The organism is Bradyrhizobium sp. Ken64 (genome assembly GCF_055807555.1).
In genome coordinates this window covers 165523-191515 of record NZ_JBVVPA010000016.1, presented here as the reverse complement: position 1 = coordinate 191515, position 25993 = coordinate 165523, and the positions used below count along the sequence as shown (strand labels likewise).

Sequence of the window (25993 nt, the reverse complement as noted above, 5' to 3'; positions counted from 1 at the left end):
GCCTTAGCGGTGCATTCAGAGCCGTGCGGGCCGCCTTCCGGCAAGACTTTTTCGGTAAGACTTGGCGCGAGATCTCTTGCGACGACACTGACATTGAAATGTGCGATATCCCGGCCCGTCACACAGCAACATCGGTCCCATCATGATCAAGCGCGTCTTGCCCTACGAAGGTCTGCTCCACGAAGTGGTCGAGCATCATGGCGTGCTTTACATCGGTGGAATCGTCCCCGAGGACACGAGCCTCGATATGTCGGGCCAGGCAAACGACGTCCTCGGGCAGTTGGCGCAGTTGCTCAAGACCCTCGGATCCGATCTGAGCAACGTCTTGCAGGTGACGATCTACATGACCAGCCTCAAGGAGAAGGCAGAGTTCAATGCGGCCTGGAAAGCGCATTTTGCAGAGGCTCATCTGCCGGCGCGCGCCGCGATCGGCGTGGCCGATCTCGGTCCCGGTGTCAAACTCGAGATCACGGCCATCGCCGCTCGAGGATCATCAAGTCTGGATGCGTAACCTGGTGCGGTTGAGGCAAGTCGAATCAGGAGGCGGCCGCTTGGTACAGGCACTCACGTAACCAAGCATGAGCGCCGTCCTCCTGATTGCGCGGATGCCACAGCGCAACGATGCGTGCCGGCGGCAGATCGAGCGGCGGCGGCGTGAGATCGAGCTCGTGGGAAAATCGCATCAGAAAACGCCGCGGAAGGGTACATATGCAGTCGCTGTGGGCAAGGATGACCGGCGCCAGCGCATAGGTTTGAATCGAGACGGCGACTCGTCGGGAACGTCCGAGCGCAGCCAGCGCATCGTCGACGAGGCCTGAGAAGCCGCCGCCGTCGGCAGAGATCAGCAGATGATCGAGCGCACAAAAGCGATCAAGATCGAGCGCGCCGTTGCCGCGGGGATGACCCTTGCGCTGGGCGGAGAGGAAGCTGTCCTCGAAAAGCGGGCGCTGCATCAGATCGCCGTGTGCCCCATCAGCCCCCGTCACCAGAATGTCGATCTCGCCCCGCTCAAGACGATCGACGACGTCGCGCGTCGGATGGACGAAGGCCAGCCGCGCCCGTGCGGCCGTGGCGGTCAACCGCGCGACGAATCCGGGCGCCAGCGTGACGGCTGGATTTTCATGGATGGCAACGACAAAGGTGCGCTGGCTGCGGGCAGGGTCGAATACGGCCGGTCCCTCGACCATGCGACGGAGCTTGCCGAGCACGTCTGCCAGGTCCGCCTGCAGCTCCACCGCTCTCGTCGTCGGCACCACGCCGCGGCCCGCCGCCGCGGGCACGAACAACGGGTCGGCAAAGACCTGTCGCAGCCGGTTCAGCCGAGCCGATAGCGCTGGCTGGCCGATGTTCAGGCGCGACGCCGCACGCGTGACGTTCCGCTCGCGTAGCAGAGCCTCCAGCGCGAGCAACAGGCCAAGGTCGATCTCGGCGAGATCGGTGTCGTCGGCCAGCCGACCTGGACCGTGTTCCGCATCCGGCATCGGTCCTCCTCCGTTCAAGGCACATGATCGCGGCCGGACGAGCCGCGATGAGAGACGTAAAGCCAAAATGGCGGTCTGAAAAGCTCGGCTGACAGCCTTTCGATATCGACGCGGTCGATGGGACCTATCGAGCCCACAGCCCTCCTCGCGGCATGGTGCGCTTCGTACTTCACGGTCACGGCGGCGCCGGCAATCAGGCCGGCTCAGCCACGACCTGGAGTGGAGGACCTTGATGACGCAAGCGACGAAAACCTATCGCGTTGGCGATGCAGCCGTCACGCGGATCGATGAATTGCGGCTTGCCGCATTCAAGTTCGGCGCCCTCTATCCTGACGCCGAGCCGGATGCGCTTGAGCGCCATCGCGAGCGGCTCGAGGCGGGCTCGTTCGATTCCGCGACCGGCACCTTCATTCAGAGCATCCACAGCTGGCTGGTCAAAACCCCGCACCACACGATCCTGATCGACACGGCAACCGGCAACGACAAGAACCGGCCCGACATCCCGCCGCTCCATCGTCTGAACGAGCCCTTCCTGGCGCGGCTGGCCGCGGCGGGCGTCACCCCGGAACAGGTGGACTACGTTCTGCTCACGCATGTCCATGCTGACCACGTCGGCTGGAACACGCGCCTGGTCGATGGTCGCTGGATTCCGACATTCCCGAATGCGACCTACGTCTTCTCCGGGATCGAGCAGGCATATGGCGAGCGCCTCGCGGCGGGCGCGGACCCCACAGGGGCAGCCCGCCCAGACCCGGCGCTCGGCCCGGCGGCGCGCAAGCCGGCCGATCGCGTCTATGACGACAGTGTGCGGCCCGTGATCGAGGCCGGGCTTGCCCAGCTCATCTCCATGAATGGTGAGGAGGTCCTCGACGGCGTCTCCTTCATTCCGACGCCCGGCCACAGTATCGATCACGCGTCGATCCGTCTCGTATCCCGCGGCCAGCAGGCGCTTTTTGCCGGCGACGTGATGCACCATCCGTTACAGGTGTATGAGCCTTCGCTCAATTCCTGCTTCTGCGAATTTCCCGAGGCCGCCTTGCGCTCGCGCGCCAGCGTCCTGGAGGACGCAGCCGAGCGTGGCGCAACCGTCTTCACCACCCATTTCGCACAATCGTCCGTCGGACGCATCGACCGTCGCGGCGATCGCTTCGCCTGGCAATTCCTCTGATCAAGGAGACCGACCATGGACCAGAAAACTTACGCGCAGGCAGACGGATCCGACATCATGGTCGAGGATCTCATGATCCCGAGCGACACGGCCGGCATCTCGCTTCACTTGCGCAACAAGCGACAAGCGATGCACACGACGTTTTCCGCCGAGCGAACCATCCTGATGGTGCATGGCGCGACCTATTCGTCGGACAGCCTGTTCGATGCGCCGCTCGGTGGCATCTCCTTCATGGATTATCTCGCCGGGCACGGCTACGACGTCTTTGCACTCGACGTGCGCGGCTATGGCGGATCGACGCGTCCGCCCCAAATGGACGCGCCGCCCGAGGGCTCAGAGCCGCTCGTGCGCACCGAGGTGGGCGTGCGCGATCTCGCCAGCGCAGTTCATTACATTCTGAAGCAGCGCAACATCATGCAGCTCAATCTGGTCGCCATGTCCTGGGGCGGCTCTGTAGCCGGCGCTTACACGGCGGGCAATAACGACAAGATCGTAAAGCTCGCGCTGGTCGCGCCGCTGTGGCTGCTGAACGGCCCCGCTCCGATCGATGCGGGCGGCCGCCTCGGGGCCTATCGCAACGTCCCTGTTCTGGACTTCAGGGAGCGCTGGCTTTCGGCAGCGCCGGAAGCAGCGCGATCAAGTCTAATTCCGGCAGGCGGCTTCGAACTCTGGGCGAACATCTCGCTCGCGACGGACCCGCAGGCCGGCGCAGGAGCTCGTCCGCTCATGCGTGCCGTGAACGGCCCGATCCTGGACATCCGCGAGTACTGGGCCGCCGGCAAGGCCCTTTACGACGCCAGCGACATTCGCGTGCCGGTGCTCCTGGTTCACGCCGAATGGGACCGGGACGTGCCCATCAGCTCGGCGCAGGACTTCTTCCTCTCGCTGAAGCACGCGCGATATCGGCGATGGGTCGAGATCGGCGAAGGCACGCACATGGTTCTGCTGGAGAAGAACCGGTTGCAGGCGTTCGACGCGATCAACCAGTTTCTCTCGGAACAGTATGAGCATGAGTAGCGCGATCGAGCGCTCCTCGCGCTTCCGGTTCCCTAATCGTCCGATCCCTGAGGACGATCGCATGCGCCATCTACTGTTCCGGAACCGTTTGACCGATGGTCCCTCCGACTTCCGGGCGCATGCTGGGCGGACAAACAATGACCCGCATGGAGTGAAACTATCAAAGTTTAATGCGCTCTGTCGTTTTCATCGATCAGATTGGAGACGGGTTCTGAGTTGTCAGGCGACCAATGCAGGCAGGATTTGCGTTCTCCAAGCTCGCCGACCGGTTGGCGAGCCTCACTCCCGTAACGGCCGACGATCTCCACCTGCTCGCGGACATGGCAAGCACAATCGCGCATCTCAGTTCGCGTCAGGCCGTTTTGCGGCATGGCGACGATGCCACCCAGTGCTGTCTGCTCCTTCAGGGATATCTGTCGTGGCAGGATGCAGAGAGTGCGGACGGGCAGATCACGTCAATCCATGTTCCCGGCGACATCGCCGATCTACACACGCTTTATCGTCCTCGTGTTGACGGAAACCTGATCGCGCTCGGCCCTGCCATCGTCGCTCTCGTGCCACACCGCTTCTTTCACGATTTGTCCGCGCGTTCGCCCGCTATGTCTCGCGCATTGCTGCTGATGCTGCTCACCAGCCACGCCATTCAGCGCAACTGGACAGTGAACCTGGGCAGCCGTGATGCATTGACGCGCGTCGCGCATCTGCTGTGCGAGATCACCACCCGGCTGCAAAGCGTCGGCTTGGCGAGAGATCTCAGGCTGCCGTCACCCTTTACTCAATCTGACCTTGCGGCAGCATGCAGCATCTCCCCCGTCCACGCCAACCGCACAATTCAGGAACTCCGACGATGCAACCTCCTGCAATGGCAGGGTAAGACGGTAACGATCACGGACTGGCCGGGACTCGTGCGGCTCGCAAGATTCGATCCGACTTACCTGGGCATTCAGTCCAGCCGCGACGATGCGTCGTCCTCGCGTCTCAGGCCACTTACGGCGGACCTTACGCTCGCTTGAGCCCGCTTCTGACGACACCCTGGAGACTTGCGGAGCGTGCAATCAGGGCCTCCCGCACCTCTCCAAGGATGCTATCCCAATTGCCTGGTGTCCTCTGATGAAACAGCCGCAGGCTTGGATACCAAAGGGAATGGGACTCGGATGACGGCCAGCGCCAGTCGCAATCCGCATGCAACAAGACCCACGCGTCACAGCCGAGGGCTCCCGCGAGATGGGCCACCATGGTGTCGACGCAAATGAGCAGATCGAGCCGCTGGAGGAGATGACCGAGAACCGCAATGTCAGGCGTGCTGACGTCCTTCGCGCCGATCTCGGCCAGTTCGCACGTTCGGGCCCCGCGTTGCAGCGAGCAGAGCGTGACGCCGGGAACGGCAAGATGCCCTAGCAGGGACGGCGGGATGGTCCTTCGCTTGTCCCAATTGCCGACTTCCCAAACCAGGCCGACGGCAAGACCGTGTGGCAGTGGTAGCTCGACCGCCGGAGGCAGCGATACGTAAGGTGCACGCATCTCGACGTGCTCCCGCCTCGCCCTTATGGCGTGCGGCACCTCCATGATTTCGATATCGACCTCGAAGTCGATGTCAGGCGCACCGTCGTGGAGCGGAAAGGCCCGATCGACGCCGGCCACTCGCTCGACCAGCGGCAGAAGCTCGCCCTGGGACCAGACCGTGGCGCGGCGCGCGACGTCACGAAGCGGCCGCATGAAGCGCAGGAACTGGATGGTGTCGCCGAGCCCATGGTAGCAGCGGACGAGCACATCCTTCCCCCTCAGGTCCTCACCACGCCAGATCCGCTGCAGGTGACGCGGCCCGGTGTGCTTGGGTGGATAGGCAAGCATTGCCAGATCGCGGTCATTGATCGCCCAGGCGCCTTCGAAGTCGCCTGCCCGCATCGCTTCGGTCCAGCTGCCCGACACGCCCGGTGATCCGATCAACGACGCACGAATTTGTGAAAGCGACTGACCTTGCCGTCCTTGGTGCGGTCCTGATGAAGGAACGCGATGCCGGTCTCGTCAAACTTGGCGAAGAATTCGTCCCAACTGATCCTGTCGAGACCTGCGTCGGGCGGATCGAAATCGATGCGCAGGATTCCGGCGTGTCCGTCCTCCTCGGTAGCCTTGACCGTCGCGGGCTTTCCCCCGCGCTCCTCCGCCCATTTCCGGATGACGTCGTGGCTGGTGGTCTGCTGGGCTTCGCTGGTTTGTGATGATGACATGTGACACCTCGATGGCTGACAAAGAGCGAGCGACGCATAGGTCGTCGCGTCAGACTGTTCGCCGTGAACGCCGGACGGGAGGATTTGTTCTTTCGTGGTGTGGGGCTCTCTCGGAGCATCATCTTCTTCATCTTCATCATGGAAGCTTTTCGTTCCCGCCAAACGGCCTCGAATTCTATCCCAGGTTAAGCGCGCTAAATTTTTTTGGCCGGAATCTGACGTGAGGCGGACTTAGTGGGGTGAGTTCAGGAACGAACATACGTTCCTCACGTTCGCCGACGTACTTACGTCAACACAGTACGTCTTCAACACTGCATGCCTTAACGCTGCACGTCTTCCGGAGGGCCTCGATCCATGCATTCTCGTCTTCAGAACAGGCGGCGCGTGCGCGTCGGCATCGTCGGTGTCGGCAATTGTGCGAGCTCCTTCGTTCAGGGGCTCTCCTACTACCGGGACGCCAAATCGAATGAGCCGGTGCCTGGGCTGATGAACGCCGATCTCGGCGGCTACCACATCAGCGACATTCAGATCGCGTCGGCCTTTGACGTCCATGCCGGCAAGGTCGGACGCGACGTGGCCGAGGCGATCTTCGCAGCACCGAATAACACGCACCGCTTCTCCGACGTCGCGCCCACTGGGATCATGGTCCAACGCGGCCCGGTCATGGACGGCGTCGGCCATTATCTCAAGGACGACGTCCCGATTGCGGATGTGCCGGAAGCCGACGTCTCCGAAGTGCTCGCGACCTCGCGCACGGACGTGCTCGTGTCCTATCTTCCCGTCGGCTCGCAGCGCGCGAGCGAATTTTACGCCGCGCGCGCGATCGAGGCCGGCTGCGGCTACGTCAACTGCATCCCGGTCTTCATTGCCTCGAATCCGGACTGGCGGCGGCGTTTCGAGGATGCAGGCCTGCCGATCGTCGGCGACGACATCAAGAGCCAGGTCGGCGCCACCATTCTGCACCGTGTGCTCGCCAATCTCTTCCGCGAACGCGGCGTGCGGCTGGACAGAACCTACCAACTCAATGTCGGCGGCAACACCGATTTCAAGAACATGCTCGAACGCGAGCGGCTGACGTCAAAGAAGATCTCCAAGACCCAAGCCGTGACCAGCCAGTTCGACGTACCCATGGATGCCGACAATATCCATGTCGGCCCGAGCGATCATGTGCCGTGGCTGACCGACCGCAAGCTGGCTTTCATCCGGCTGGAGGGAACGACGTTCGGCGGTGTTCCCTTGAGCGCGGAAGTCAAGCTCGAGGTCTGGGACTCCCCCAACTCGGCGGGCGTCGTGATCGACGCGGTCCGCTGCGCCAAGCTCGCCATGGACCGCGGGCAGGCCGGCGCGCTGACAGGCCCTTCGAGCTATTTCATGAAGTCGCCGCCTCAGCAGTTCACGGACGAGGAAGCCGGACGGCGAACCCGCGCCTTCATCGACGACAAGGCGTACACCTGATGGCGAAGATCATTCATCTGATCCGCCATGGGCGTCACGCCCTGCTCGGCCGCACGCTCTGTGGCCGGATGAAGGGCGTAGAACTCGATGATCTCGGCTGTGAGGAAATCGCGCGATGTGCCGATACCTTCAGGCCGCCGCCGAGCATGGTTCAGTCGAGCCCGCAGCGGCGCTGCATGCAGTCGGCCTGCATCCTGGCCGCACGCTTCGGCTTGCCGGTCGAGATCGTGCCGGCACTCGACGAGCTCGACTACGGCGAATGGACCGGACTATCGTTCGAGACGCTCGCCCGGGACCCCCGATGGTCGCGCTGGAACGAACAACGCGGAACGAGCCGCCCACCGGGCGGCGAAAGCATGCGATCGCTGCAGAAGCGCGTCGTCGCCCATCTGGAACAGGTGCGCAATGATCATGGTAGCGGCACCGTCGTCGTCGCCGTCAGCCACGCCGAACCGATCCGCGCGGCGCTGCTGCATTATTCCCGGAAAGAGCTCGACGACTTCCTCTCGATCGAGATCGACCCCGGCAGCGTCAGCACCCTCAGCGTGGACAATCGCGGACTCAAGATCACCGGGATCAATCAGCGGGTGCCAGCGTGAAGATCGTCATTTTCGGCCTGACAATTTCCTCGTCCTGGGGCAACGGTCACGCCACCTTGTGGCGAGGGCTTTGCAAGCATCTCGCGCGAGCCGGCCACAGCGTCGTCTTTTTGGAGCGCGACGTGCCCTACTACGCCGGCGCGCGGGATTTGCACGAACTGCCCGGCGGGCAATTGCGCCTGTTTTCGAACTGGGAGGATGTGCTTCCTTTGGCGCGCAGCGACATTCGCGAGGCCGATGTCGCGATCGTGACCTCCTATTGTCCCGACGCGATCGCCGCGACGGAGCTCGTCCTGTCCGAGGGTCGTGCGTTGCCCGTGTTCTACGACCTCGATACGCCGGTCACGCTGGCGAAGCTCATGGACGGCGAGGCCGTTCCCTATATCGGGCCGCGCGGCCTGCGGGATTTCGCGCTGGTCCTGAGCTTCACCGGCGGTTCCCGCATCTGCAACGAATTTCGCGACAGGCTCGGCGCCTGGAATGTCCGCCCGCTCTACGGCCATGTCGATACGGACATCCATCGGCCCGTGCCGTCGCGGCCGCATTACCGTGCGGATCTGTCCTATCTCGGCACATATTCGCAGGATCGCCAGCGCGCGCTCGAGGCTCTCTTCGTCGAACCCGCACGTAACAGGCAGGATCGCCGTTTCCTGATCGGGGGTGCACAATACCCGGAAGATTTTCCCTGGTCGCCAAACATCTACTTCGTGCAGCACTTGCCGCCGTCGGAGCACGCGTCGTTCTTTGCGTCGTCCCGGCTGACACTCAACGTGACGCGCCGGGCCATGGCGGAGATGGGCTGGTGCCCCTCCGGCCGCCTGTTCGAAGCTGCTGCCTGCAAGGCCCCGCTCCTCAGCGACGACTGGCCGGGACTCGATGAATTCTTTGTACCCGGGCGGGAGATCCTGATCGCACGCGATGCAAAGGACACACTTGCTGCGTTGACGATGGCCGACGCCGAGCTTCAGCACATCGCCGGGCGCGCATATGAACGGACCATGGATCAGCACACATCCGACAAGCGCGCAGCCGAATTGATTTTGCTGCTCGAGCAGACGGCATCCCTCGGCGCTCGCCGACAGCAACCCGAGGAGGCCTGATCATGTGGGGCATCGTTCCGGCCGCGGGCCGCGGCAGCCGCATCCAGCCGCTCGCCTTCTCCAAGGAGTTGCTTCCGGTCGGAAGCCAACGGGACGATGGCGTCGACCGTCCGTGCGCCGTCTCCGAATATCTGCTGGAGCGGCTGATCCTTGGGGGGGCCGACAAGATCTGCTTCGTGATCTCCCCCGGCAAATCGGACATCCTCGAATATTTCGGCGATCATTACGGCAGCGCCCAGCTCGCCTATGTCGTGCAGCCCGATGCGTCGGGGCTGTGCGATGCCGTGTTCAGGGCGGGCACGGTGGTCGGCCACGACGAAGACATCCTGGTCGGACTTCCGGACACCGTCTGGTTCCCAAAGACAGCGCTGCAGGCGTTGCCGGCCGCCGACCTGTCGTTTCTGCTGTTTCCAGTCGAGCACCCCGAGTTCTTCGATGCCGTCGTGCTCGACGGCGACCGCGTCACCGAGATCCAGGTCAAGCAGCCGGATGCGGCGTCGAAATGGATATGGGGCGCCTTCAAGATGTCCGGCAACGGATTTCGCGAGCTCCAGTCGCTGTGGACGAAGCGCGAGCGCCGGGATGAATATTTCGGGACACTCGTCAATGCCTACATCGCGGCCGGCGGCCAGGGTTTCGGCGTCAAGGCCGGCGAATCCTATGTCGACGTCGGCACCATCGACGGCTACCGGACGGCAATGGCGTTGCTCGCGGAAAGCTCCGCCGGGAACGGACGCTCTCGACTGCTGGCCGGCGGTTCGCCGGAGGCCGCCCGCCCGGCCCACGCAATGAACAATGGAGTGACCGCATGAGCAGTGGCGCCCTCTCCCGCGAGGAAATCCGCCAGCGCGTCGATGCCCTCGGGCCATGGTTTCACAATCTGGACCTGAACGGCGTGCCGACCGCGCCTTCACACTTTCTCGGCGACTACCCCAACGTGAAATGGCGCCGCTTCTCCGGAATCATCCCGGACCGTCTCGAAGGCAAGACCGTGCTCGATATCGGCTGCAATGCCGGCTTCTACGCCATGGAGATGAAGCGGCGCGGCGCCGAGCGCGTTCTCGGCCTGGACACCGACGACGAATATCTCGCGCAAGCGCGCTTCGCGGCTGAGGTGAACGGGCTCAGGATCGAATTCCGCAAGATGTCAGCCTATGATGTCGGACAACTCCGCGAAAAGTTCGATCTCGTGATCTTCATGGGCGTGCTCTATCACCTGCGGCACCCTCTGCTGGCACTCGACCTGATCCACGAGCACGTCGCCGGCGATCTCCTGCTGTTCCAGTCGATGCAGCGCGGCGACAGCCGCGTAGATCCCCTCGACAAGAACTACGACTTCTGGACCACCGATCAGTTCGATTCCCCGGGCTATCCAAAGCTGCACTTCATCGAGAACAAATATGCCGACGACCCCACCAATTGGTGGGTGCCGAACCGCGCCTGCGCCGAAGCCATGCTGCGTAGCGCCGGCTTTGCGATCGCAGCGCATCCGGAAGAGGAAGTCTATCTCTGCAAGCGGGTGACAAGGCCGCAGGCGGAAGGTCCGGTCTATCCGTCGCGGGAGACCGGCCGATGATCGAAGCCGCCAAGATCTGGAACGAGCCCAACAACAAGTCGCACTGGGACATCCTGATCGATCCGGATTGGACCATGTTCGCAAACCTGGCGCTCGCTGCGGGAAAGGCGATCCGCAGCGCGCATCCCACGCTCCCGCGCGTGCTTGGCGGCATATCGCCGATTGATCCGTCCTTCATCCGCAATATGCAGGCGCGCGGCGTGCTCGATCATGTCGATGCCGTGGCCGTGCACGGCTTTCCGCTGGACTGGAACCTGTGGCAGATCGCGGAATGGCCGGCCAAGATCGACGAGATCAAGGCCGTCACTTCCCTGCCGGTGTGGGTGAGCGAGGTGGGAGTCTCGTCCTTCGGTGCCGAGGAGGTGCAGGCCTGGGGAATGACCCGAACGGCGGAGTTGTTGATCGGCCGGGCGCCGCGAATTCACTGGTACAGCCTCTACGATCTTCCTTCGAGCTGGGAGGCAACCACGCGGCACAAGGAAGCTGAAGGCTCGTCGTACTATCGGCACTTCCACATGGGGCTGCTGCGCGAGGACGGAACCCCGAAAGCCTCGGTGGACCTGTTCGGCCAATATGCACCTGCGATGGGCCTGTGCCAGTGGTTTCACTTCGAGGACCACCGCCTCGATGACGCCGTGCGCTGGATGCGCCGGCTGGGCGTGCAGCATCTCAGGACCGGCCTGTCCTGGGCCGACAGCTTCCGTCCCAACGCGCTCGACTGGTTCGATCGGCAGATGGACGCGCTGGCCGAGTTTCAGGTCACAGTGACCTTCTGCTTCACCCCGGAACATCGGGGTATCGAGCCTCATCACACCAGCCCGCCGCTCGACGTGAACGAGTTCGCGGATTTCTGCGCACAGATGGTCGAACGCTATTGCGCGAAAACCGGGCTCGCGCCGTCGGCAGCGTCTTCGCGCCCGGCCATCTCGGAGCCGACATGCGTGCCCTGATCCTGGTGATGGACTCCGTCGGGATCGGCGCCGCGCCCGATGCCGTCAATTACGGCGACGAGGGTGCCGATACCGTCGGCCACATTGCTGAGATGTGCATGGCCGGAAATGCCGACGGACCGCGCCGGGAGGGGCCGCTTCGGCTTCCCAATCTGGTTGCGCTCGGACTTGGGCAGGCTTGCCGTCTCGCCACCGGGCGCGTACCGCCGGGGCTCGACGGCCGGCCTGAGCAGGCGCGATTTGGCTGCGCGAGCGAGATCTCCAAAGGCAAGGACACGCCATCCGGCCATTGGGAGATCGCCGGCGTGCCGGTGTCATTCGACTGGGGCTATTTTCCCAGAACCAAGCCGTGCTTCCCGCGCGATTTGATGGAGAGCCTGTGCGAACAGGCTCGTTTGCCCGGCATCCTCGGGAACTGCCACGCCTCCGGCACCGAGATCATCGCGGAATTCGGCGAGCGTCACATCAGAACGGGCGAACCGATCTGCTATACATCGGCCGACAGCGTGTTTCAGGTCGCAGCGGACGAGGAGACGTTCGGACTCGAACGCCTCTATGAGGTCTGCCGCGTCGCCCGCCGATTGGTCGACCCCCTCAACATCGGCCGCGTCATCGCACGTCCCTTCATCGGCACGTCGGCAGGTGACTTCAAGCGAACAGCGCACAGGAAGGACTTTTCCGTTCCGCCGCCGGAACGGACGATCCTCGATCTTGCCGAAAGCGCAGGCCGTGACATCGTCACGATCGGCAAGATCGATGACATCTTCGCCCATCGCGGGACTGGGAGGAACCTGCGCGGCGATGGCAATCAGGCGCTGTTCGATGCCACGCTCGATGGGTTGGCCTCTCTCGCGGAGGGCGGGATGTTGTTTGCCAACTTCATCGATTTCGACACGCTGTACGGCCATCGGCGCGACGTCGCGGGCTATGCAGCGGCGCTCGAAACATTCGATGCGCGCGTTCCGGATCTGCTGAACCGCCTGCGCGACGATGATTTCCTGATCATCACGGCCGATCATGGTTGCGACCCGACCTGGAGCGGTACCGACCACACGCGGGAACAAGTGCCGATTTTGGCATGGAGCCCCCGGTCAACTTCTCCGATCGGCAAGCGCGCCGGATTTGCGGACATCGGCGCGACGGTTGCGAGCCATCTCGAACTGCAGGCGCCGGTTCACGGCTTGCATTTCTAGCCCGCTGCACCCGGCAGATTCACCTGGGTTATTGATCCAGGTTAGAGAAATATTCGTTTGTAGGTTTCGCAGGAACGAACATTCCTTGCATCGCTTCTACTCCCAAATGTGACTGGCGCGCCGGTCGCCCGACCAGAACAGCAGCGCGCTTTCATTCTCATCACGGATTGATCCCGCAGGATCGATCTCACGGCGGCACGGAGCGGTGAATGACGCGAGTATTGATCACTGGAGGTGCGGGATTCATCGGATCGCATGCAGCCGACGCGCTGCTGGCGGCCGGCTATGAAGTCCGGCTGCTCGACAATCTCTCGCCGCAGGTCCACGGAGGCAACCGCCAGCGTCCCGCCTACCTTGCCAAAGACGCGGAGCTCGTCGTCGGTGACGTCACCGACGCTCACGCGGTCGATCATGCGTTGCGCGGCACCGACATGGTCCTGCATCTCGCATCAGCAGTCGGCGTCGGCCAGAGCATGTACGACATCGAACCCTATGTCAGAACCAACGAGCTCGGTACCGCCGTGCTGTTGCAAACACTATCCAAACGCCCGGTCGCGCGGCTCGTGGTGGCCTCGTCCATGAGCATTTACGGCGAAGGTCTTTACCGGAGCGCCGATCAGAGTGTGGTCGCCTGCGAGGAGCGGGCGGTCGAGCAGCTTCGCCGCGGCGATTGGGAGCTGCGCGATGCAGCCGGCAACCCGCTCGATCCCGTCCCGACGCCGGAGACAAAGCAGCCTTCGCTGAGCTCGATCTATGCGCTCAACAAATATGCGCAGGAGCGCATGTGCCTGATCACGGGAAAAGCTTATGGCATCCCGACCGTGGCGCTACGCTTCTTCAATGCGTTCGGGCCGCGTCAGGCCCTGTCCAATCCGTATACCGGTGTGCTGGCCATCTTTGCCGCCCGGCTGCTCAACGGCCGCCCTCCCCTCGTCTTCGAGGACGGCCGGCAGCGCCGCGACTTCGTCCATGTGCATGATGTCGCCCGCGCCTGCCGAATGGCGCTGGAGGCGGAGCACGCGCACGACGTCTTCAACGTCGGCTCCGGCCAGAGCCGCACCATTCTCTCGGTCGCGGAGGATCTGGCCGAAGTCATGGGGCGCCGCGACATTGCGCCCGAGCTGACGCGGAAATATCGCGCCGGGGATATCCGGCACTGTTTCGCCGACATGGGAAAATCCCGCGACGTGCTCGGCTTCGAACCTCGCGTCGCATTCAGGGATGGGCTCGAAGAGCTGGCGGAGTATCTCGCCGACCAGATCGCTGACGATCAGGCCGAGCGAGCCACCAGGGAGCTGCAGCAACGAGGATTGGTCGCGTGATGAGTGAACGAGACAACAGACCGGTCCTGATCACCGGCGGCTGCGGGTTTATCGGCTGCAACCTCGCCGACCGCCTGGCGGAGCGCGGCGAGCCGGTTCTGATCCTGGATAATCTCGCCCGCGCCGGCGTGCGGGAGAATGCGCAGTGGCTGAAGTCCCGGCATGGCGACCGGGTCACAATCACCGTGGCCGACATTCGCGAGCCGATCCCGGTGATCGACGCCGTCCGCGAAGCCCGCGCCGTGCTGCACTTGGCCGCGCAGGTCGCCGTCACCGACAGCGTGAGCGATCCGGCCGCCGATTTCGAGATCAATGCGCGTGGCACATTGAACGTGCTCGAAGCCGTGCGGCTCCACAACAACACCGCGCCGATCGTGTTCGCCTCGACCAACAAGGTCTACGGACGCCTGATCGACGATGGCGACATCGCGCTCACCGGCCGCCGCTACACGCCGACAAGCGGCCTGCTCGCCCCCGGCATCTCGGAAAATGCGCCGCTCGACTTCTACAGCCCCTATGGATGCTCCAAGGGAACGGCGGATCAATACGTTCATGACTATGCGCGGGTCTACGGCCTGCAGACCGTGGTGATGCGGATGAGCTGCATCTATGGGCCCCGCCAATTCGGCACCGAGGATCAGGGCTGGATCGCGCATTTCCTGCTGAGCGCCATCCGCAATAAAGAGCTGACGATCTATGGCGACGGCCATCAGGTCCGCGATGCGCTTCACGTCTCCGACGCGGCCTCGGCCTGGCTCGCCGTGCTCGATGGCATCGCGCTCGCCCGTGGACGCGTCTTCAATCTCGGCGGCGGTCCGGCCAACGCGATCAGTCTGCTGGAATTGATCGACCGCATCACCGATCTGACCGGCCGCAAGGTGGCCTATCGCTTTGCCGATTGGAGGCCCGGGGATCAGCCCTGGTACGTCACCGACACGCGCGCACTCTCCAACGCGCTCGGCTGGGCCCCTCAGGTTTCACTCGCAGACGGTCTGCGATCCCTTCACACCTGGCTAGACGGCAGGTTCGGATCGTCACAAGGCAATCGCGAGGCGCTGGCATGATGCGTGTTGCCCTCATCAACCCAAACTGGGATTTTGGCGGCAGCATCTATTTCGGCTGCCGATCCCCTCACCTTCCGCTCGAACTCGGGATCTCTGAGCATTACCTGAAGGCGGCCGGGCACAGGACGCTGCTGCTCGACGCCCACATGTTCGATCTTTCCCTCGCCGATATCGAAGCCGAGCTGCGCGCGTTCGGCCCCGACCAGATCGTCATCACGACGGCACCGACCTATCTGTTCTGGCGCTGTGCCCCTCCCGAGCTCCGCGTTCCGCAGGAGCTTGCGATGGCGGTGCGCGACTTGGCTCCGATCCTCATCGCGGTGGGTCCCCACGGTTCGACAGTGCCAAGGGCCGCGCTTCGAAAGCTCGGCACCGACATCGTCGTGATGGGCGAGTGCGAGGCATCGTTGCTGCGTCTGGCCAATGGCGAGCGGGATTTTCCGGGCCTGTGCTTCGCCGATGGCGCATCGCTCCGCGTCAATGGCGGCCCGCAGGCGGTCGCATTCAAGGATCAGCCGCCGCTCGACTGGCCGGAGGAGATGATCCGGCGGCACCACCATCACCACCACCGTTTCGAAGCCGAGCCGCAGGCGCCCGGCGCCGAGGTCGAGTCGTCCAGGGGATGTCCGTACAACTGCACCTTCTGCGCCAAGGAGAACTTCCGCAACGCCTACCGCAAGCGGCCTCCCTCCATCGTTCTCGAAGAGATCGATGGCCTGCGTCATCAGGGCATCGAATATGTCTATTTCATCGACGAGATTTTCCTACCGAACGCGGAACTGCTGGAAGGGCTGACCACACGCGGGCTGAAGTTCGGGGTGCAGACCCGCATCGACCTCTGGAAGCCGGACATGCTGGCTCTGCTCGGCCGCGCCGGCTGCGTCTCGATCGAAGCCGGCATCGAGAGTCTTACGGTCGAGGGCCGCGCCGCGCTCGCCAAGAACTGCAAGATGACGACCGACCAGCTTGCCGAACGGCTGGTTGAAGCGCGCCGTCACGTTCCTTTCGTGCAGGCCAATTTGATCGAAGTCCCCGAGGACGAGGACCCCGTCGTGCAGCGCTGGCGCCGCACCATGCAGGACGCCGGCATCTGGGCAAACGATCCGGTCCCGCTGTATCCCTATCCGGGCTCGCCGGATTATCGAAAGCTGTGGGGCGAGCCCGACGATTTCGCCTGGGAGCGCGCGCACCGGCACTATCTCGCGATGTTCGATCAGTTCAGCGACGTGCAGAACGATCGCCCGGTCCCGCTCGAGGCTCTCGAACTGCAGGTGGCATCATGAGCCGCAGCTCGCAGCTCAGGATCCTGATGACGACCGATACCGTCGGCGGCGTCTGGACCTACTCGTCATCGCTTGCTTCGTCCCTTGCTGCGGAGGGCGCCGACGTCACCCTGGTGACGATGGGCCCGCGCGCGCGGGCCGGCCAGCTTGAGATGCTGTGTGGCTCGCGGGTCCGCCTGATCGAAACGGACCTTGCACTCGAATGGCAGGACCCGGAAGGACAAGATCTGGCCCAGGCCAGGCGCGTCCTTGCGAAGCTCGAAGCCGGAATGCGGCCTGACGTCGTTCACCTCAACAGTTTTCGCGAGGCGACCTTCGCCTGGCGCGCTCCGGTGGTGGTCGTCGCGCATTCCTGCGTCAACTCCTGGGGGCTCGCCTGCCGCGATACGAGCTGGCTCGGCGAACCGAAATGGCGCGGCTACACCGAACGAGTGACGGCCGCACTCGACACGGCACAGGCCTGGGTTTGTCCCAGCCAGTCCTTCCACGATGACATTGCGGAAATCTATCGGCCTCGCTCGCGCGGCGTCGTGATCTGGAATGGAATTAGTCCTCACGGTTTTGCAGGACGGAAGCAAGCCATGATCTTTGCGGCGGGCCGGCTCTGGGACCGCGCCAAGAACATCGAGGTCCTGGCGGCTACAGCGCCTGGGCTGGACTGGCCCGTTCAGGTCGCCGGGCCGGCGGATGAACGCCCTTCCGCTTCCGTCACCTGGCTCGGGCATTTGCCTCACGAAGCCATGCGCGCGCACTTGCAGCACGCCGCCATTTTCGCCAGCCCCGCGCTCTACGAGCCGTTCGGCCTCTCCGTTCTGGAAGCCGCGGCGGCGGGATGTGCGCTCGTCCTATCCGACATTCCCACTTTCAGGGAATTGTGGAGCGAGGCCGCGCTGTTCGTCGATCCCACCGACAGCAAGGCGCTGCATCGAGCACTCGCAGGTCTGTGCACCGACGATCGCGAGCGGGTGCGGCTGCAACGTGCCGCCTTTGAGCATTCCCTGACCTACTCGCTGACCCGAACCACGAGCGCCTATCTCAGCCTCTACGAGGAGCTGCTTGCCGTCCATCAGGCGCCCGCCCCCATGGAGGTACGCGCATGAAATGTGTTCTGTTCTACCACGCGTTCACCTCCTGCTGGAACAACGGCAATGCCCATTTCCTGCGCGGCTATGCCCGCGAACTTCACGCGCTGGGTCATGAGGTCGTCGTGTTCGAGCCGATCGACGGCTGGAGCCGCTTGAATGCGATCCGCGAGGGTGGCAGTCAGACGATGGAGGATATTCCAATGCTGTTTCCCGGCATCGGTATCCGTCGCTACGACGCCGCCCTTGATCTCGATGAAGCCTTGCACGGCGCCGATCTCGTCGTCGTCCACGAATGGAATTCGCCTGATCTGATCGCAGACATCGGATCGAGACGGGCTCACGGCGCTCCGTTCACGCTGCTGTTCCACGACACCCATCATCGCGCCGTCAGCTCACCGGACGAACTTGCGCAATTCGACCTCGACGGCTTCGACGGTGTGCTCGCCTTCGGAGAGATCCTTCGTCAAATCTATCTGAAGCTCGGCTGGGCCGACCGGGCCTTCACCTGGCACGAGGCGGCCGACATCGCCCTGTACCATCCGCTGCCAGATATCGAGCGCACCGACGATGTCGTCTGGATTGGCAATTGGGGCGACGGCGAACGCAGCGCCGAGCTCAACGAATTTCTGGTCGAACCCGTGGCCGAGTTGAAGCTGCGCGCGGGGGTCTATGGCGTCCGCTATTCGGACGCGGCGCTCGCGACCATTCAGGCGGCAGGCATTCGGTATGGCGGCTGGCTGCCCGCACACTGGGCTCCCATTGCTTTCGCCGGCGCGCGCGCGACTGTCCACGTTCCCCGCGGCCCCTATGTCCGCTTGCTTCCGGGCATTCCAACCATTCGCGTCTTCGAGGCGATGGCGTGCGGCATTCCACTGGTCTCGGCCCCTTGGTCAGACGCGGAAGGCCTGTTCCCGGAAGGTGCCTATCTGAGCGCCGCTGACGGCACCGAAATGAAGCGGGCGCTTCGTACGCTGTTCGATGACCGGGAGTTATGGTCCGCTACCGTGGAGACCGGACTCCGGACAATCAAGGAGCGTCACACCTGCCGTCACCGGGCGGAGCAGCTAGTCGGCATCGTGCAGGACCTCAGGGCCTCAGGCCACGCCACACAGCCCTTGCGATATCTCGGAGCCTCCGCATGAAGATCTGCTTCTTCGGATCCAGCCTCGTCTCATCCTACTGGAACGGTGCCGCCACCTATTACCGCGGCATGCTGAAGGAGATTGCCGCCCTCGGCCACGACGTCACATTCTTCGAGCCCGATGCTTTCGAGCGCCAGGCCCATCGCGACATCGACGATCCCGACTGGGCGGAGGTGGTGGTCTATGCCGCGACGCCCGACGGCTGGCGAAGCTCGCTCGACGAAGCCGCACGGTCGTCCGACATGCTGGTCAAGGCCAGCGGCGTCGGTGTCTTCGATCGGGAACTGGAGAACGCGGTCGCCGAAATTCCGTCGAATGCAATGCGCATCTACTGGGACGTCGATGCCCCCGCGACGCTGGAGTCGGTGGCGGACAATCCAGACCATCATCTGCGCCATGCGATCCGGTCCTACGACATGGTTTTGACCTATGGCGGCGGCGATGCCGTCGTATCCGCCTATCGCGGCATCGGCGCGCGGGACTGCGTGCCGATCTACAATGCGCTCGACCCCGCCACACACTTTCCGGCTCCGCCAAATCCACACTTCGCGTGCGATCTGAGCTTGCTGGCAAATCGCCTCCCTGATCGCGAGCAACGCGTCGAGCGGTTCTTTATCGATGTCGCACGCCAATTGCCGGACAAGACGTTCCTGCTCGGTGGATCGGGGTGGGACTCCAAAGACACGCCAGCCAATCTGCGCAAGGTCGGGCATGTCGGCACCGGCGACCACAACGCCTTCTTCGGCTCCGGTCTGGCTACGCTGAACGTCAATCGCGACAGCATGGCGCGCTACGGCTTCTCGCCGCCAACACGCGTGTTCGAAGCCATTGGTGCCGGAGCCTGCCTGATCACCGACCAGTGGGACGGCATTGATCATTTTCTCGAGCCAGATCGCGAGGTGCTGGTGGCCGCGAGCAGGGCGGAGGTCGCAGAGCATCTTGCCGCACTGCGCTCCGACCGGGCCCAGGCGATCGCAGCGCGCGCTCGTGCGCGCATTCTGAGCCATCACACCTACCGGCAGCGCGCGCGCCAGTTCAACAATCTCTTTGCCGCAAGCAATTCGCGAATCGAGGCAGCAGAATGAACCTCAATATCGTCGTCGTCGGTCTTTCGGTTACTTCGTCCTGGGGCAATGGCCATGCCACGACCTACCGCGCCCTGATCGAAGCCCTGGCACGACGAGGTCACCAGGTCACATTTCTGGAACGCGACGTCCCCTGGTATCGCGAGCATCGTGATCTTGCCAAGCCTTCCGCTTGGACTGTCGAGCTTTATCAATCCTTGAAGGACATCCCGCAGCGTTTCGGAAAGATGATCCGGGATGCCGATCTGGTCGTCATCGGCTCCTACGTGCCCGAAGGCATCGCGATCTCCGAATGGATCACGACCCATGCCCGGGGGATTACCGCCTTCTACGACATCGACACGCCCGTCACGCTTGCGAAGCTCGAGCAGGGCCTGGACTACCTGTCCGCTGCGATGATCCCGCGCTTCGACCTTTATTTGTCCTTTGCCGGCGGCCCGGTGCCCGGCATGATCGAGGAGAACTATGGCAGTCCGCTAGCTCGGGTGCTGTATTGCAGTGCCGACACCGACATCTACGCGCCGCAACGCGCGGAGCAGAAATGGGCACTAGGCTATCTCGGAACCTACAGCGAGGACCGGCAGCCGGTTCTGGAGCAGTTGCTGCTCGCCCCTGCTCGCACTCTGTCACGCCAGCAATTCGTCGTCGCCGGCGCGCAATATCCCGATGAGGTGGTCTGGCCTGCCAATGTCGCCCGGATCGAGCACCTTACACCCAAACATCATCCGGACTTTTACGCAGAGCAACGCTTTACGCTAAACGCCACCCGCGCCGACATGCGCGCGCTCGGCTTCTCGCCCAGCGTTCGGCTGTTCGAAGCGGCCGCGTGCGGCACGCCCGTCATCTCGGACCGGTGGCCTGGAATCGAGACCGTCTTCGAGCCTTCCCGGGAAATCCTGCTCGCATCGAGCCCCCGCGACGTCATGGAGATCCTGCGCGACATGCCCGAGGAGCAAAGGCGCACGATCGCGGAAAACGCACGGCGCCGCGTTCTGGCCGACCACACCTCCGACCATCGCGCCCGGCAAGTGGAGACCTACTACGCCGAGGCATCGGTGCGTCGCCGCCGGAAAGCCCCGCAACTTCCCGCCTCGCGTCCCATGCAGGTCGCTCAAATCTGAAAGGCAGAGCACCATGACACTTCAGACCCGCATCAACGCGTCCCGCCGCTCTCCCACCGTTCTGGTGGCCGGCGGCGCCGGCTTCATCGGATCCCACCTCTGCGACGCGCTTCTGCAGCACGGCCACACCGTGATCTGCCTCGACAACCTGTTTACGGGAACGATCGACAACATCCGGCCGCTGCTCAATCATCCGAACTTTCGCTTCATCGAACACGACGTGCGCGATCCCGCTGAGATCGAGGGCGACATCGACCGGATCTACAGCCTCGCCTGCCCGGCGTCGCCCCGTCACTATCAGAAAGATCCGGTCGGCACGATGAAGACGTGCGTGCTCGGCACCATCAACATGCTGGAGCTCGCGCAGCGGAAAGGCGCCCGGGTGCTGCAGGCATCGACCAGCGAAGTCTACGGCGATCCCGAGGTCCATCCCCAGCCCGAAACCTATCTCGGCAACGTCAATCCGATCGGACCCCGGGCCTGCTACGACGAGGGCAAGCGGGCCGCGGAGACGCTGATGTTCGATTACCATCGCATGTACGGGGTCGACATCAAGGTCGCGCGCATCTTCAACACCTATGGGCCCCGGATGCTGGAGAATGACGGACGCGTGGTCTCCAACTTCATCGTGCAGGCACTTCGCGGAGAGCCGATCACGATCTATGGAGGTGGTACGCAGACCAGGAGCTTCTGTTTCGTCGACGATCTCGTGCGCGGCCTCCAGCTGCTCATGGAGAGTCCATCCTCGATTACCGGTCCGTGCAATCTGGGCAACCCCCACGAGGTCACCATCGAGGCTATTGCGCGCGACGTGCTGGCGTACACGGACTCAATTTCCCCGCTCCGGTTCGAGGAGTTGCCCAAGGACGATCCAAAGCGCCGCAAACCGGTGATCGACACAGCCGTTCGAGCGCTGGGATGGCGCCCGCGCGTGGCGCTCAAAGACGGTCTCAGGGCGACGATCGCCTATTTCGCCATGCGCATGGCCGGGGAAGCGCCGGCACTCGTTCCTGCCATTGCACCGCGCAGGGGCGGACGTACCGGGGCACGCGGCCAGCTGACGATCGCCGATCGGCAGTGATCAGCGGAAAGCACCCACGGGCCCTCGCAAGCTCTCAAGCCCGTGAAGCAGCCGCGCCGCGGGCCCGCTTGCAGAAGTTCTCGAGATGGTACTGGTATTCGGAGATCGCGCGATTGGCCATCCGGATCCGGTTTTCCTGGCCTTCCTCGACCATCATGGTGATGCGCTGGGCGAGAAATACGCACGCCTCGAACTCATCGTGGATCGCCCCGCTGCGGGCGAGAAAGTCCCATGCGATCTCATAGGCCTGTTCGGCAGCAGGATTGCGGTAGTCGCTGAAGATGATGTGCGCCATGACAGCAAAACGCGGATGAGAGGGTTTCGGTCCTGCGAGCCCATATGAGAGCGCAGGCAACCTTAGCGGCCGAACCCGCCGGTCTCGCACCAGACGGGACCGGCGGTCTCGCCGTGATGGCGATGGAGTACGATCAGGCTGCCTGGCGCTGATGCGCCAGATATTCCATTGTCACCTTCTCGACGTTTGAGTCGATCCAGGCGGCCATGCGCTGCTCCTCCTTCAGCGATGTCTCGAGCGGCTCCTTGGCCTCCGCGAGCCCAGCGGCGCCGCAGAGGGCGAGCAAAGATTTGTAGGCAGCGATCTCGAAATTCTCGAAGGCATTGTTGGCGAATGTGTTCTTGAGAATCTCGTCGCCGGCAACTGAATGTGCCATGGCTTGCATGTTCGCCATCATGGATTGCGTCGTATCCTTGAGGCTGGAGGTACTCTCGCCGCAGGCTTCCAGGCATCTCTCCAAGCGCTTCAGCTGCTCGTTGGTCTCTTGAAGGTGGGCGGCGACCTTGGCCTTGACCTCGGGATATTCGTCCAGTCGTTCCGACTGACGTTCCATCAGCTCTCGCGCCTGCACTTCCATCGCATGCGCATTACGTAATCCGACTACGAATGTATCGCGGGCTGCGTTCGTCATTTCATGTTCTCCATTTCATGGGCCTTGTTGCCGCCAACCGCAGTTTCGGTGGATCGTTCCTAGGGTGATCCGTGATGCCAACGTTGGGCCCGGCCGCCGGACCCGAAGCTAACCTGCGATAACAGAACACAAATCCCCTTGCCGCCGCAGGAACGCCGCATACAAATGGCTGTTTCCCGGAGCGGGTGGTCGCATCGCCGAACGACCGCAGCGCTCAGGGACAAGAATGACAGGCAGCTCTCCGCACGTCAGCAACTCAGGTCCTTCGTTTGGCCGGCCTGGACCGGGCAGGCCCGGATTTGGCCGGCCCGGTGAGGGACCGCCGGACAACGCTTCCGATCCGTTCTTCATGACGATTCGCGACGATCTTGCGGACAAGGGCTTCTTCACGGCAAGCGCGGAGGAGCTGATCACCTGGGCGCGAACCGGGTCGCTGATGTGGATGACGTTCGGGCTCGCCTGCTGCGCGGTCGAGATGATGCAGATGTCGATGCCGCGGTATGACGCCGAACGCTTCGGATTCGCGCCGCGCGCGTCGCCACGCCAGTCAGATGTGATCATCGTCGCGGGCACGCTCACCAACAAGATGGCGCCGGCGTTTCGCAAAATCTACGATCAGATGCCTGAGCCGCGCTACGTGATCTCGATGGGGTCGTGCGCCAACGGCGGTGGTTACTACCACTATTCGTACTCGGTCGTGCGCGGCTGCGATCGCGTCGTGCCTGTCGACATCTACGTGCCCGGCTGCCCGCCAACTGCAGAGGCGCTGCTGTACGGCGTGATGCTGCTTCAGAAGAAGATCCGGCGGATCGGCACGATCGAGCGCTAGTGAGCTGACCAACTCGGACTTGAATGGACATCAGCGTTTCAGCGCGCCAGGGTCCGCGTTAGGTCTCTCGGTCGATACGCTGGCGGATGTCCAGCAAAAACCGGCTAACACCATCATCCGGGCTGACGCCGTCAGGCGGCGCTATGGTGGTGATACCCCAGTTCGCCAATACCGCTTCCTGCACCGGATTGCGCTGCGTGACGAAAACAAAGGACCTTGGTCGGTCCTGGCGGTGCCCGGATTCGTCCCAACTCTGCCAAATACGGTGCAGCAGGAGCCGAATATTGGGATCGGACATGCTGTATCCGATGAAAAGCAGCGTGCTGCCCAAGGCATCGGCGCGAAACCGGATATCGAGTGGCAAGTCGAACGCGAGCCGGTTGAGGAAGTCGGTCTCGGTCAGGACGAGCGAGGCATCGTCGTCGAAGTCGCCATGAAACTTGATGATGTGCGTGACGCCGGAACGGGCGCTTGCAATGTCCTTTGCGTTGCTGATCTTGGCATAGGGCTTTTCCAGAACCTCGAATGCCGTCTCGAGGTTGCGGTCGTAGTTCGTGGTGCAAATGGTCGGAAAATCGAGCTCCACAATCAGCTGGTGGAGCCGTGAGGCCGCGATCCTGTCCGGGTCGACGCGCCAGTTGCGGTGGAGCCAGCTGCGGAGCGGGCCAATTCCGCCGCGCTTCAGCCGGTAGTACTCCGGCAGCATCTGGTAGCCGCCGTGCATTCCATCGATCACGTTGCGTTCAAGTCCAAGGTCATCCAGCAGATGGTCGATCAGAAATTGCCAGGACGGCAGGCCGACAGCGATCGAGACGCCGGCGCCGACGAACAGGATCGCGCAGCGCCGCTTGACCGCAGCGGCCAGGACCTCACGAGGCGGTCGCTCCTCGAATGCGTGTCCGGTCGCCTGCTGGTTCATCTACCTTGAATTATTGGAGGGCACCCGGGTTTCTCGAGTCACAGCATCGACCAACGGTGAGGAGGGGGTCTTCTCCGTCTGCGCCGCGAAGCGTGCGATTAGACGCCGAAGCTGCGCCTTGTGCACCAGACGGCTCGCCTTCTTCGGCGAGACCCAGATTGCTTCGCGCTCTCCCTTTTCCGGCCACCAGCGCTCCTGCCCGTGGACCCTCATGGGAAAGACGGCGACGTCCATGGTCCGCTTGCGATCACCCTTCCGCTTGCGATGCTTGAAGGACCCGAGCGCGCGCTTTGCGGTGACGCCGACAAGACCGGCCTCCTCGTACGCCTCCAGCGCAGCCGTACGATGCGGCTCCGTCTTGCGCATCGGAGATCCCTTCGGGACGCTCCACCTGCCCTTGCGCCTGGTCGTGATCAGCATCACGCGCAATTCGGAATTGTTCAGCGTGAACGGCAACGCGGCGAATTGTTTCTTGCCCATCGGGCGCCTCCAATTTGGTCGATAAGCCTACGCCGCAGCCATTGTTCCTTTCTGCGGGGAGCGTCCATCTCCGATCAGAACTTCCATTCGACCATCTTGAGGCGCAATCCGGAAATGGCTTCGCCCGGATTCAAGCCCTTGGGACACGCCTTCGCGCAGTTGAGGATGGTGTGACAGCGATAGATCCTGAAGGGGTCTTCAAGCTTGTCGAGACGCTCGCCTGTCGCTTCGTCGCGGCTGTCGTTGACCCAGCGGGCCGCCTGGATCAGGGCCGCTGGGCCGAGGAAACGCTCGGAATTCCACCAGTAGCTTGGACAAGACGTCGAGCAGCAGGCGCAGAGGATGCATTCGTAGAGACCGTCGAGCTTGGCCCGATCCTCATGGCTCTGCCGCCATTCCTTCTGCGGCGTGGGCGACACGGTTTGCAGCCAAGGCTCGATCAATGCGAGCTGGGCGTAGAAATTCGTCAGGTCCGGAACGAGGTCCTTCACCACGGGCTGGTGCGGCAAAGGCAGGACGCGCAGCGGCTCGCCTTGCGGGACGTCCTCGCTCATGGACTTGGTGCAGGCGAGCGCGTTCTGGCCGGCGATATTCATCGAGCAGGAGCCGCACACGCCTTCGCGGCAGGACCGTCTGAATGTCAGCGTAGAGTCGATGTTGTTCTTGATCCAGATCAGACCGTCCAGCACCATGGGCCCGCAATCGCTCATATCGACGAAGTAGGTGTCGAGCCGCGGATTGCGACCGTCGTCGGGATTCCAGCGATAGACCTGGGATTCGCGCAACGATTTGCTGTCCGGCTTGGGCCAGATCCTTCCCTTTTCGACGCGGGAGTGTTTCGGAAGCCTGAACTCGACCATATTACCTCCGGACGGACATGAGGCGTTGA

The 25993-nt window shown here is 63.2% G+C and carries 28 protein-coding genes; 20 read left to right on the top strand and 8 right to left on the bottom strand.

Annotated elements, in window-relative coordinates:
• Window positions 1–142: 142 nt before the first annotated feature.
• Window positions 143–511: a RidA family protein gene (locus tag AC0L2F_RS25120; RefSeq protein WP_473250223.1), complete on the top strand. Its 369-nt coding sequence runs from the start codon at window positions 143–145 to the stop codon at window positions 509–511.
• 25 nt (window positions 512–536) lie between these two features.
• Here the strand turns inward: AC0L2F_RS25120 and AC0L2F_RS25115 are convergent, their stop codons facing one another.
• Window positions 537–1481: a LysR family transcriptional regulator gene (locus tag AC0L2F_RS25115; protein ID WP_473250222.1), complete on the bottom strand. Its 945-nt coding sequence runs from the start codon at window positions 1479–1481 to the stop codon at window positions 537–539.
• A 232-nt stretch (window positions 1482–1713) separates the two neighbouring features.
• Between AC0L2F_RS25115 and AC0L2F_RS25110 the strand changes: the two genes are divergently transcribed.
• From AC0L2F_RS25110 to AC0L2F_RS25100, 3 genes are all read left to right on the top strand, one after another.
• A complete protein-coding gene (locus AC0L2F_RS25110; protein WP_473250221.1) occupies window positions 1714–2649 on the top strand; it encodes an MBL fold metallo-hydrolase in 936 nt (311 codons plus the stop codon).
• A 15-nt stretch (window positions 2650–2664) separates the two neighbouring features.
• Window positions 2665–3666, top strand: a complete 1002-nt coding sequence (locus AC0L2F_RS25105) for an alpha/beta hydrolase (RefSeq protein WP_473250220.1) — start codon at window positions 2665–2667, stop codon at window positions 3664–3666.
• A gap of 230 nt (window positions 3667–3896) precedes the next feature.
• Window positions 3897–4679 (top strand): Crp/Fnr family transcriptional regulator, encoded by a 783-nt coding sequence (locus AC0L2F_RS25100; protein ID WP_473250219.1) that lies wholly within the window; start codon window positions 3897–3899, stop codon window positions 4677–4679.
• Here AC0L2F_RS25100 and AC0L2F_RS25095 read toward each other — a convergent pair.
• Window positions 4666–5595, bottom strand: coding sequence for a hypothetical protein (locus AC0L2F_RS25095; RefSeq protein WP_473250218.1), 930 nt, complete (start codon window positions 5593–5595; stop codon window positions 4666–4668). The genes AC0L2F_RS25100 and AC0L2F_RS25095 overlap by 14 nt on opposite strands.
• A 14-nt stretch (window positions 5596–5609) precedes the next feature.
• A complete protein-coding gene (locus tag AC0L2F_RS25090; protein ID WP_063995382.1) occupies window positions 5610–5894 on the bottom strand; it encodes a hypothetical protein in 285 nt (94 codons plus the stop codon).
• A gap of 354 nt (window positions 5895–6248) precedes the next feature.
• Between AC0L2F_RS25090 and AC0L2F_RS25085 the strand changes: the two genes are divergently transcribed.
• The 15 genes from AC0L2F_RS25085 to AC0L2F_RS25015 all read left to right on the top strand — a co-directional run bounded on the left by AC0L2F_RS25085 (window position 6249) and on the right by AC0L2F_RS25015 (window position 21950).
• The gene (locus AC0L2F_RS25085; protein ID WP_473250217.1) at window positions 6249–7349 is read left to right on the top strand and encodes an inositol-3-phosphate synthase; all 1101 of its coding nucleotides are present in this window, start codon (window positions 6249–6251) and stop codon (window positions 7347–7349) included.
• The gene (locus AC0L2F_RS25080) at window positions 7349–7948 is read left to right on the top strand and encodes a histidine phosphatase family protein (RefSeq protein WP_473250216.1); all 600 of its coding nucleotides are present in this window, start codon (window positions 7349–7351) and stop codon (window positions 7946–7948) included. Before AC0L2F_RS25085 ends, AC0L2F_RS25080 begins: the two co-directional genes overlap by 1 nt.
• Window positions 7945–9048 (top strand): CgeB family protein, encoded by a 1104-nt coding sequence (locus AC0L2F_RS25075; protein WP_473250215.1) that lies wholly within the window; start codon window positions 7945–7947, stop codon window positions 9046–9048. The genes AC0L2F_RS25080 and AC0L2F_RS25075 overlap by 4 nt, the downstream gene beginning before the upstream one ends.
• 2 nt (window positions 9049–9050) lie before the next feature.
• Entirely contained in the window at window positions 9051–9860 is an 810-nt protein-coding gene (locus AC0L2F_RS25070; protein WP_473250214.1) for a nucleotidyltransferase family protein, read from the top strand.
• Window positions 9857–10624, top strand: a complete 768-nt coding sequence (locus AC0L2F_RS25065) for a TIGR04290 family methyltransferase (protein ID WP_473250213.1) — start codon at window positions 9857–9859, stop codon at window positions 10622–10624. Before AC0L2F_RS25070 ends, AC0L2F_RS25065 begins: the two co-directional genes overlap by 4 nt.
• Window positions 10621–11574, top strand: coding sequence for a glycoside hydrolase 5 family protein (locus AC0L2F_RS25060; protein WP_473250212.1), 954 nt, complete (start codon window positions 10621–10623; stop codon window positions 11572–11574). Before AC0L2F_RS25065 ends, AC0L2F_RS25060 begins: the two co-directional genes overlap by 4 nt.
• Window positions 11562–12767, top strand: a complete 1206-nt coding sequence (locus AC0L2F_RS25055) for a phosphopentomutase (RefSeq protein ID WP_473250211.1) — start codon at window positions 11562–11564, stop codon at window positions 12765–12767. The genes AC0L2F_RS25060 and AC0L2F_RS25055 overlap by 13 nt, the downstream gene beginning before the upstream one ends.
• 209 nt (window positions 12768–12976) lie before the next feature.
• Window positions 12977–14089 (top strand): NAD-dependent epimerase/dehydratase family protein, encoded by a 1113-nt coding sequence (locus tag AC0L2F_RS25050; RefSeq protein ID WP_473250210.1) that lies wholly within the window; start codon window positions 12977–12979, stop codon window positions 14087–14089.
• The gene (locus AC0L2F_RS25045) at window positions 14089–15153 is read left to right on the top strand and encodes a GDP-mannose 4,6-dehydratase (RefSeq protein ID WP_473250209.1); all 1065 of its coding nucleotides are present in this window, start codon (window positions 14089–14091) and stop codon (window positions 15151–15153) included. The genes AC0L2F_RS25050 and AC0L2F_RS25045 overlap by 1 nt, the downstream gene beginning before the upstream one ends.
• Complete coding sequence (locus AC0L2F_RS25040; protein WP_473250208.1) at window positions 15150–16436, top strand: TIGR04295 family B12-binding domain-containing radical SAM protein; 1287 nt, start codon at window positions 15150–15152, stop codon at window positions 16434–16436. The genes AC0L2F_RS25045 and AC0L2F_RS25040 overlap by 4 nt, the downstream gene beginning before the upstream one ends.
• A complete protein-coding gene (locus AC0L2F_RS25035; RefSeq protein WP_473250207.1) occupies window positions 16433–17536 on the top strand; it encodes a glycosyltransferase family 4 protein in 1104 nt (367 codons plus the stop codon). The genes AC0L2F_RS25040 and AC0L2F_RS25035 overlap by 4 nt, the downstream gene beginning before the upstream one ends.
• Window positions 17533–18663, top strand: coding sequence for a CgeB family protein (locus AC0L2F_RS25030; protein ID WP_473250206.1), 1131 nt, complete (start codon window positions 17533–17535; stop codon window positions 18661–18663). Before AC0L2F_RS25035 ends, AC0L2F_RS25030 begins: the two co-directional genes overlap by 4 nt.
• Window positions 18660–19748, top strand: coding sequence for a CgeB family protein (locus AC0L2F_RS25025; RefSeq protein WP_473250205.1), 1089 nt, complete (start codon window positions 18660–18662; stop codon window positions 19746–19748). Before AC0L2F_RS25030 ends, AC0L2F_RS25025 begins: the two co-directional genes overlap by 4 nt.
• The gene (locus tag AC0L2F_RS25020) at window positions 19745–20869 is read left to right on the top strand and encodes a CgeB family protein (RefSeq protein ID WP_473250204.1); all 1125 of its coding nucleotides are present in this window, start codon (window positions 19745–19747) and stop codon (window positions 20867–20869) included. Before AC0L2F_RS25025 ends, AC0L2F_RS25020 begins: the two co-directional genes overlap by 4 nt.
• Window positions 20870–20882: 13 nt before the next feature.
• The gene (locus AC0L2F_RS25015; protein WP_473250203.1) at window positions 20883–21950 is read left to right on the top strand and encodes a UDP-glucuronic acid decarboxylase family protein; all 1068 of its coding nucleotides are present in this window, start codon (window positions 20883–20885) and stop codon (window positions 21948–21950) included.
• A 34-nt stretch (window positions 21951–21984) separates the two neighbouring features.
• Here the strand turns inward: AC0L2F_RS25015 and AC0L2F_RS25010 are convergent, their stop codons facing one another.
• Together AC0L2F_RS25010 and AC0L2F_RS25005 are read right to left on the bottom strand one after the other, a co-directional pair.
• Window positions 21985–22245: a hypothetical protein gene (locus tag AC0L2F_RS25010; RefSeq protein WP_007613108.1), complete on the bottom strand. Its 261-nt coding sequence runs from the start codon at window positions 22243–22245 to the stop codon at window positions 21985–21987.
• 133 nt (window positions 22246–22378) lie between these two features.
• Window positions 22379–22876: a ferritin-like domain-containing protein gene (locus tag AC0L2F_RS25005; RefSeq protein ID WP_473250202.1), complete on the bottom strand. Its 498-nt coding sequence runs from the start codon at window positions 22874–22876 to the stop codon at window positions 22379–22381.
• Between the two features lie 226 nt (window positions 22877–23102).
• Between AC0L2F_RS25005 and AC0L2F_RS25000 the strand changes: the two genes are divergently transcribed.
• Window positions 23103–23705, top strand: coding sequence for a NuoB/complex I 20 kDa subunit family protein (locus AC0L2F_RS25000; protein WP_473250201.1), 603 nt, complete (start codon window positions 23103–23105; stop codon window positions 23703–23705).
• Between the two features lie 58 nt (window positions 23706–23763).
• Here AC0L2F_RS25000 and AC0L2F_RS24995 read toward each other — a convergent pair whose 3' ends face one another.
• The 3 genes from AC0L2F_RS24995 to AC0L2F_RS24985 all read right to left on the bottom strand — a co-directional run bounded on the left by AC0L2F_RS24995 (window position 23764) and on the right by AC0L2F_RS24985 (window position 25964).
• Window positions 23764–24624, bottom strand: a complete 861-nt coding sequence (locus AC0L2F_RS24995; RefSeq protein ID WP_473250200.1) for an SIR2 family NAD-dependent protein deacylase — start codon at window positions 24622–24624, stop codon at window positions 23764–23766.
• Window positions 24625–25104 carry an NUDIX hydrolase gene (locus AC0L2F_RS24990; RefSeq protein WP_473250199.1) on the bottom strand — a complete coding sequence of 160 codons (480 nt, stop codon included), beginning with the start codon at window positions 25102–25104 and terminating at the stop codon, window positions 24625–24627.
• 74 nt (window positions 25105–25178) lie between these two features.
• Complete coding sequence (locus AC0L2F_RS24985) at window positions 25179–25964, bottom strand: succinate dehydrogenase iron-sulfur subunit (protein ID WP_473250198.1); 786 nt, start codon at window positions 25962–25964, stop codon at window positions 25179–25181.
• Between the last annotated feature and the right edge of the window lie 29 nt (window positions 25965–25993).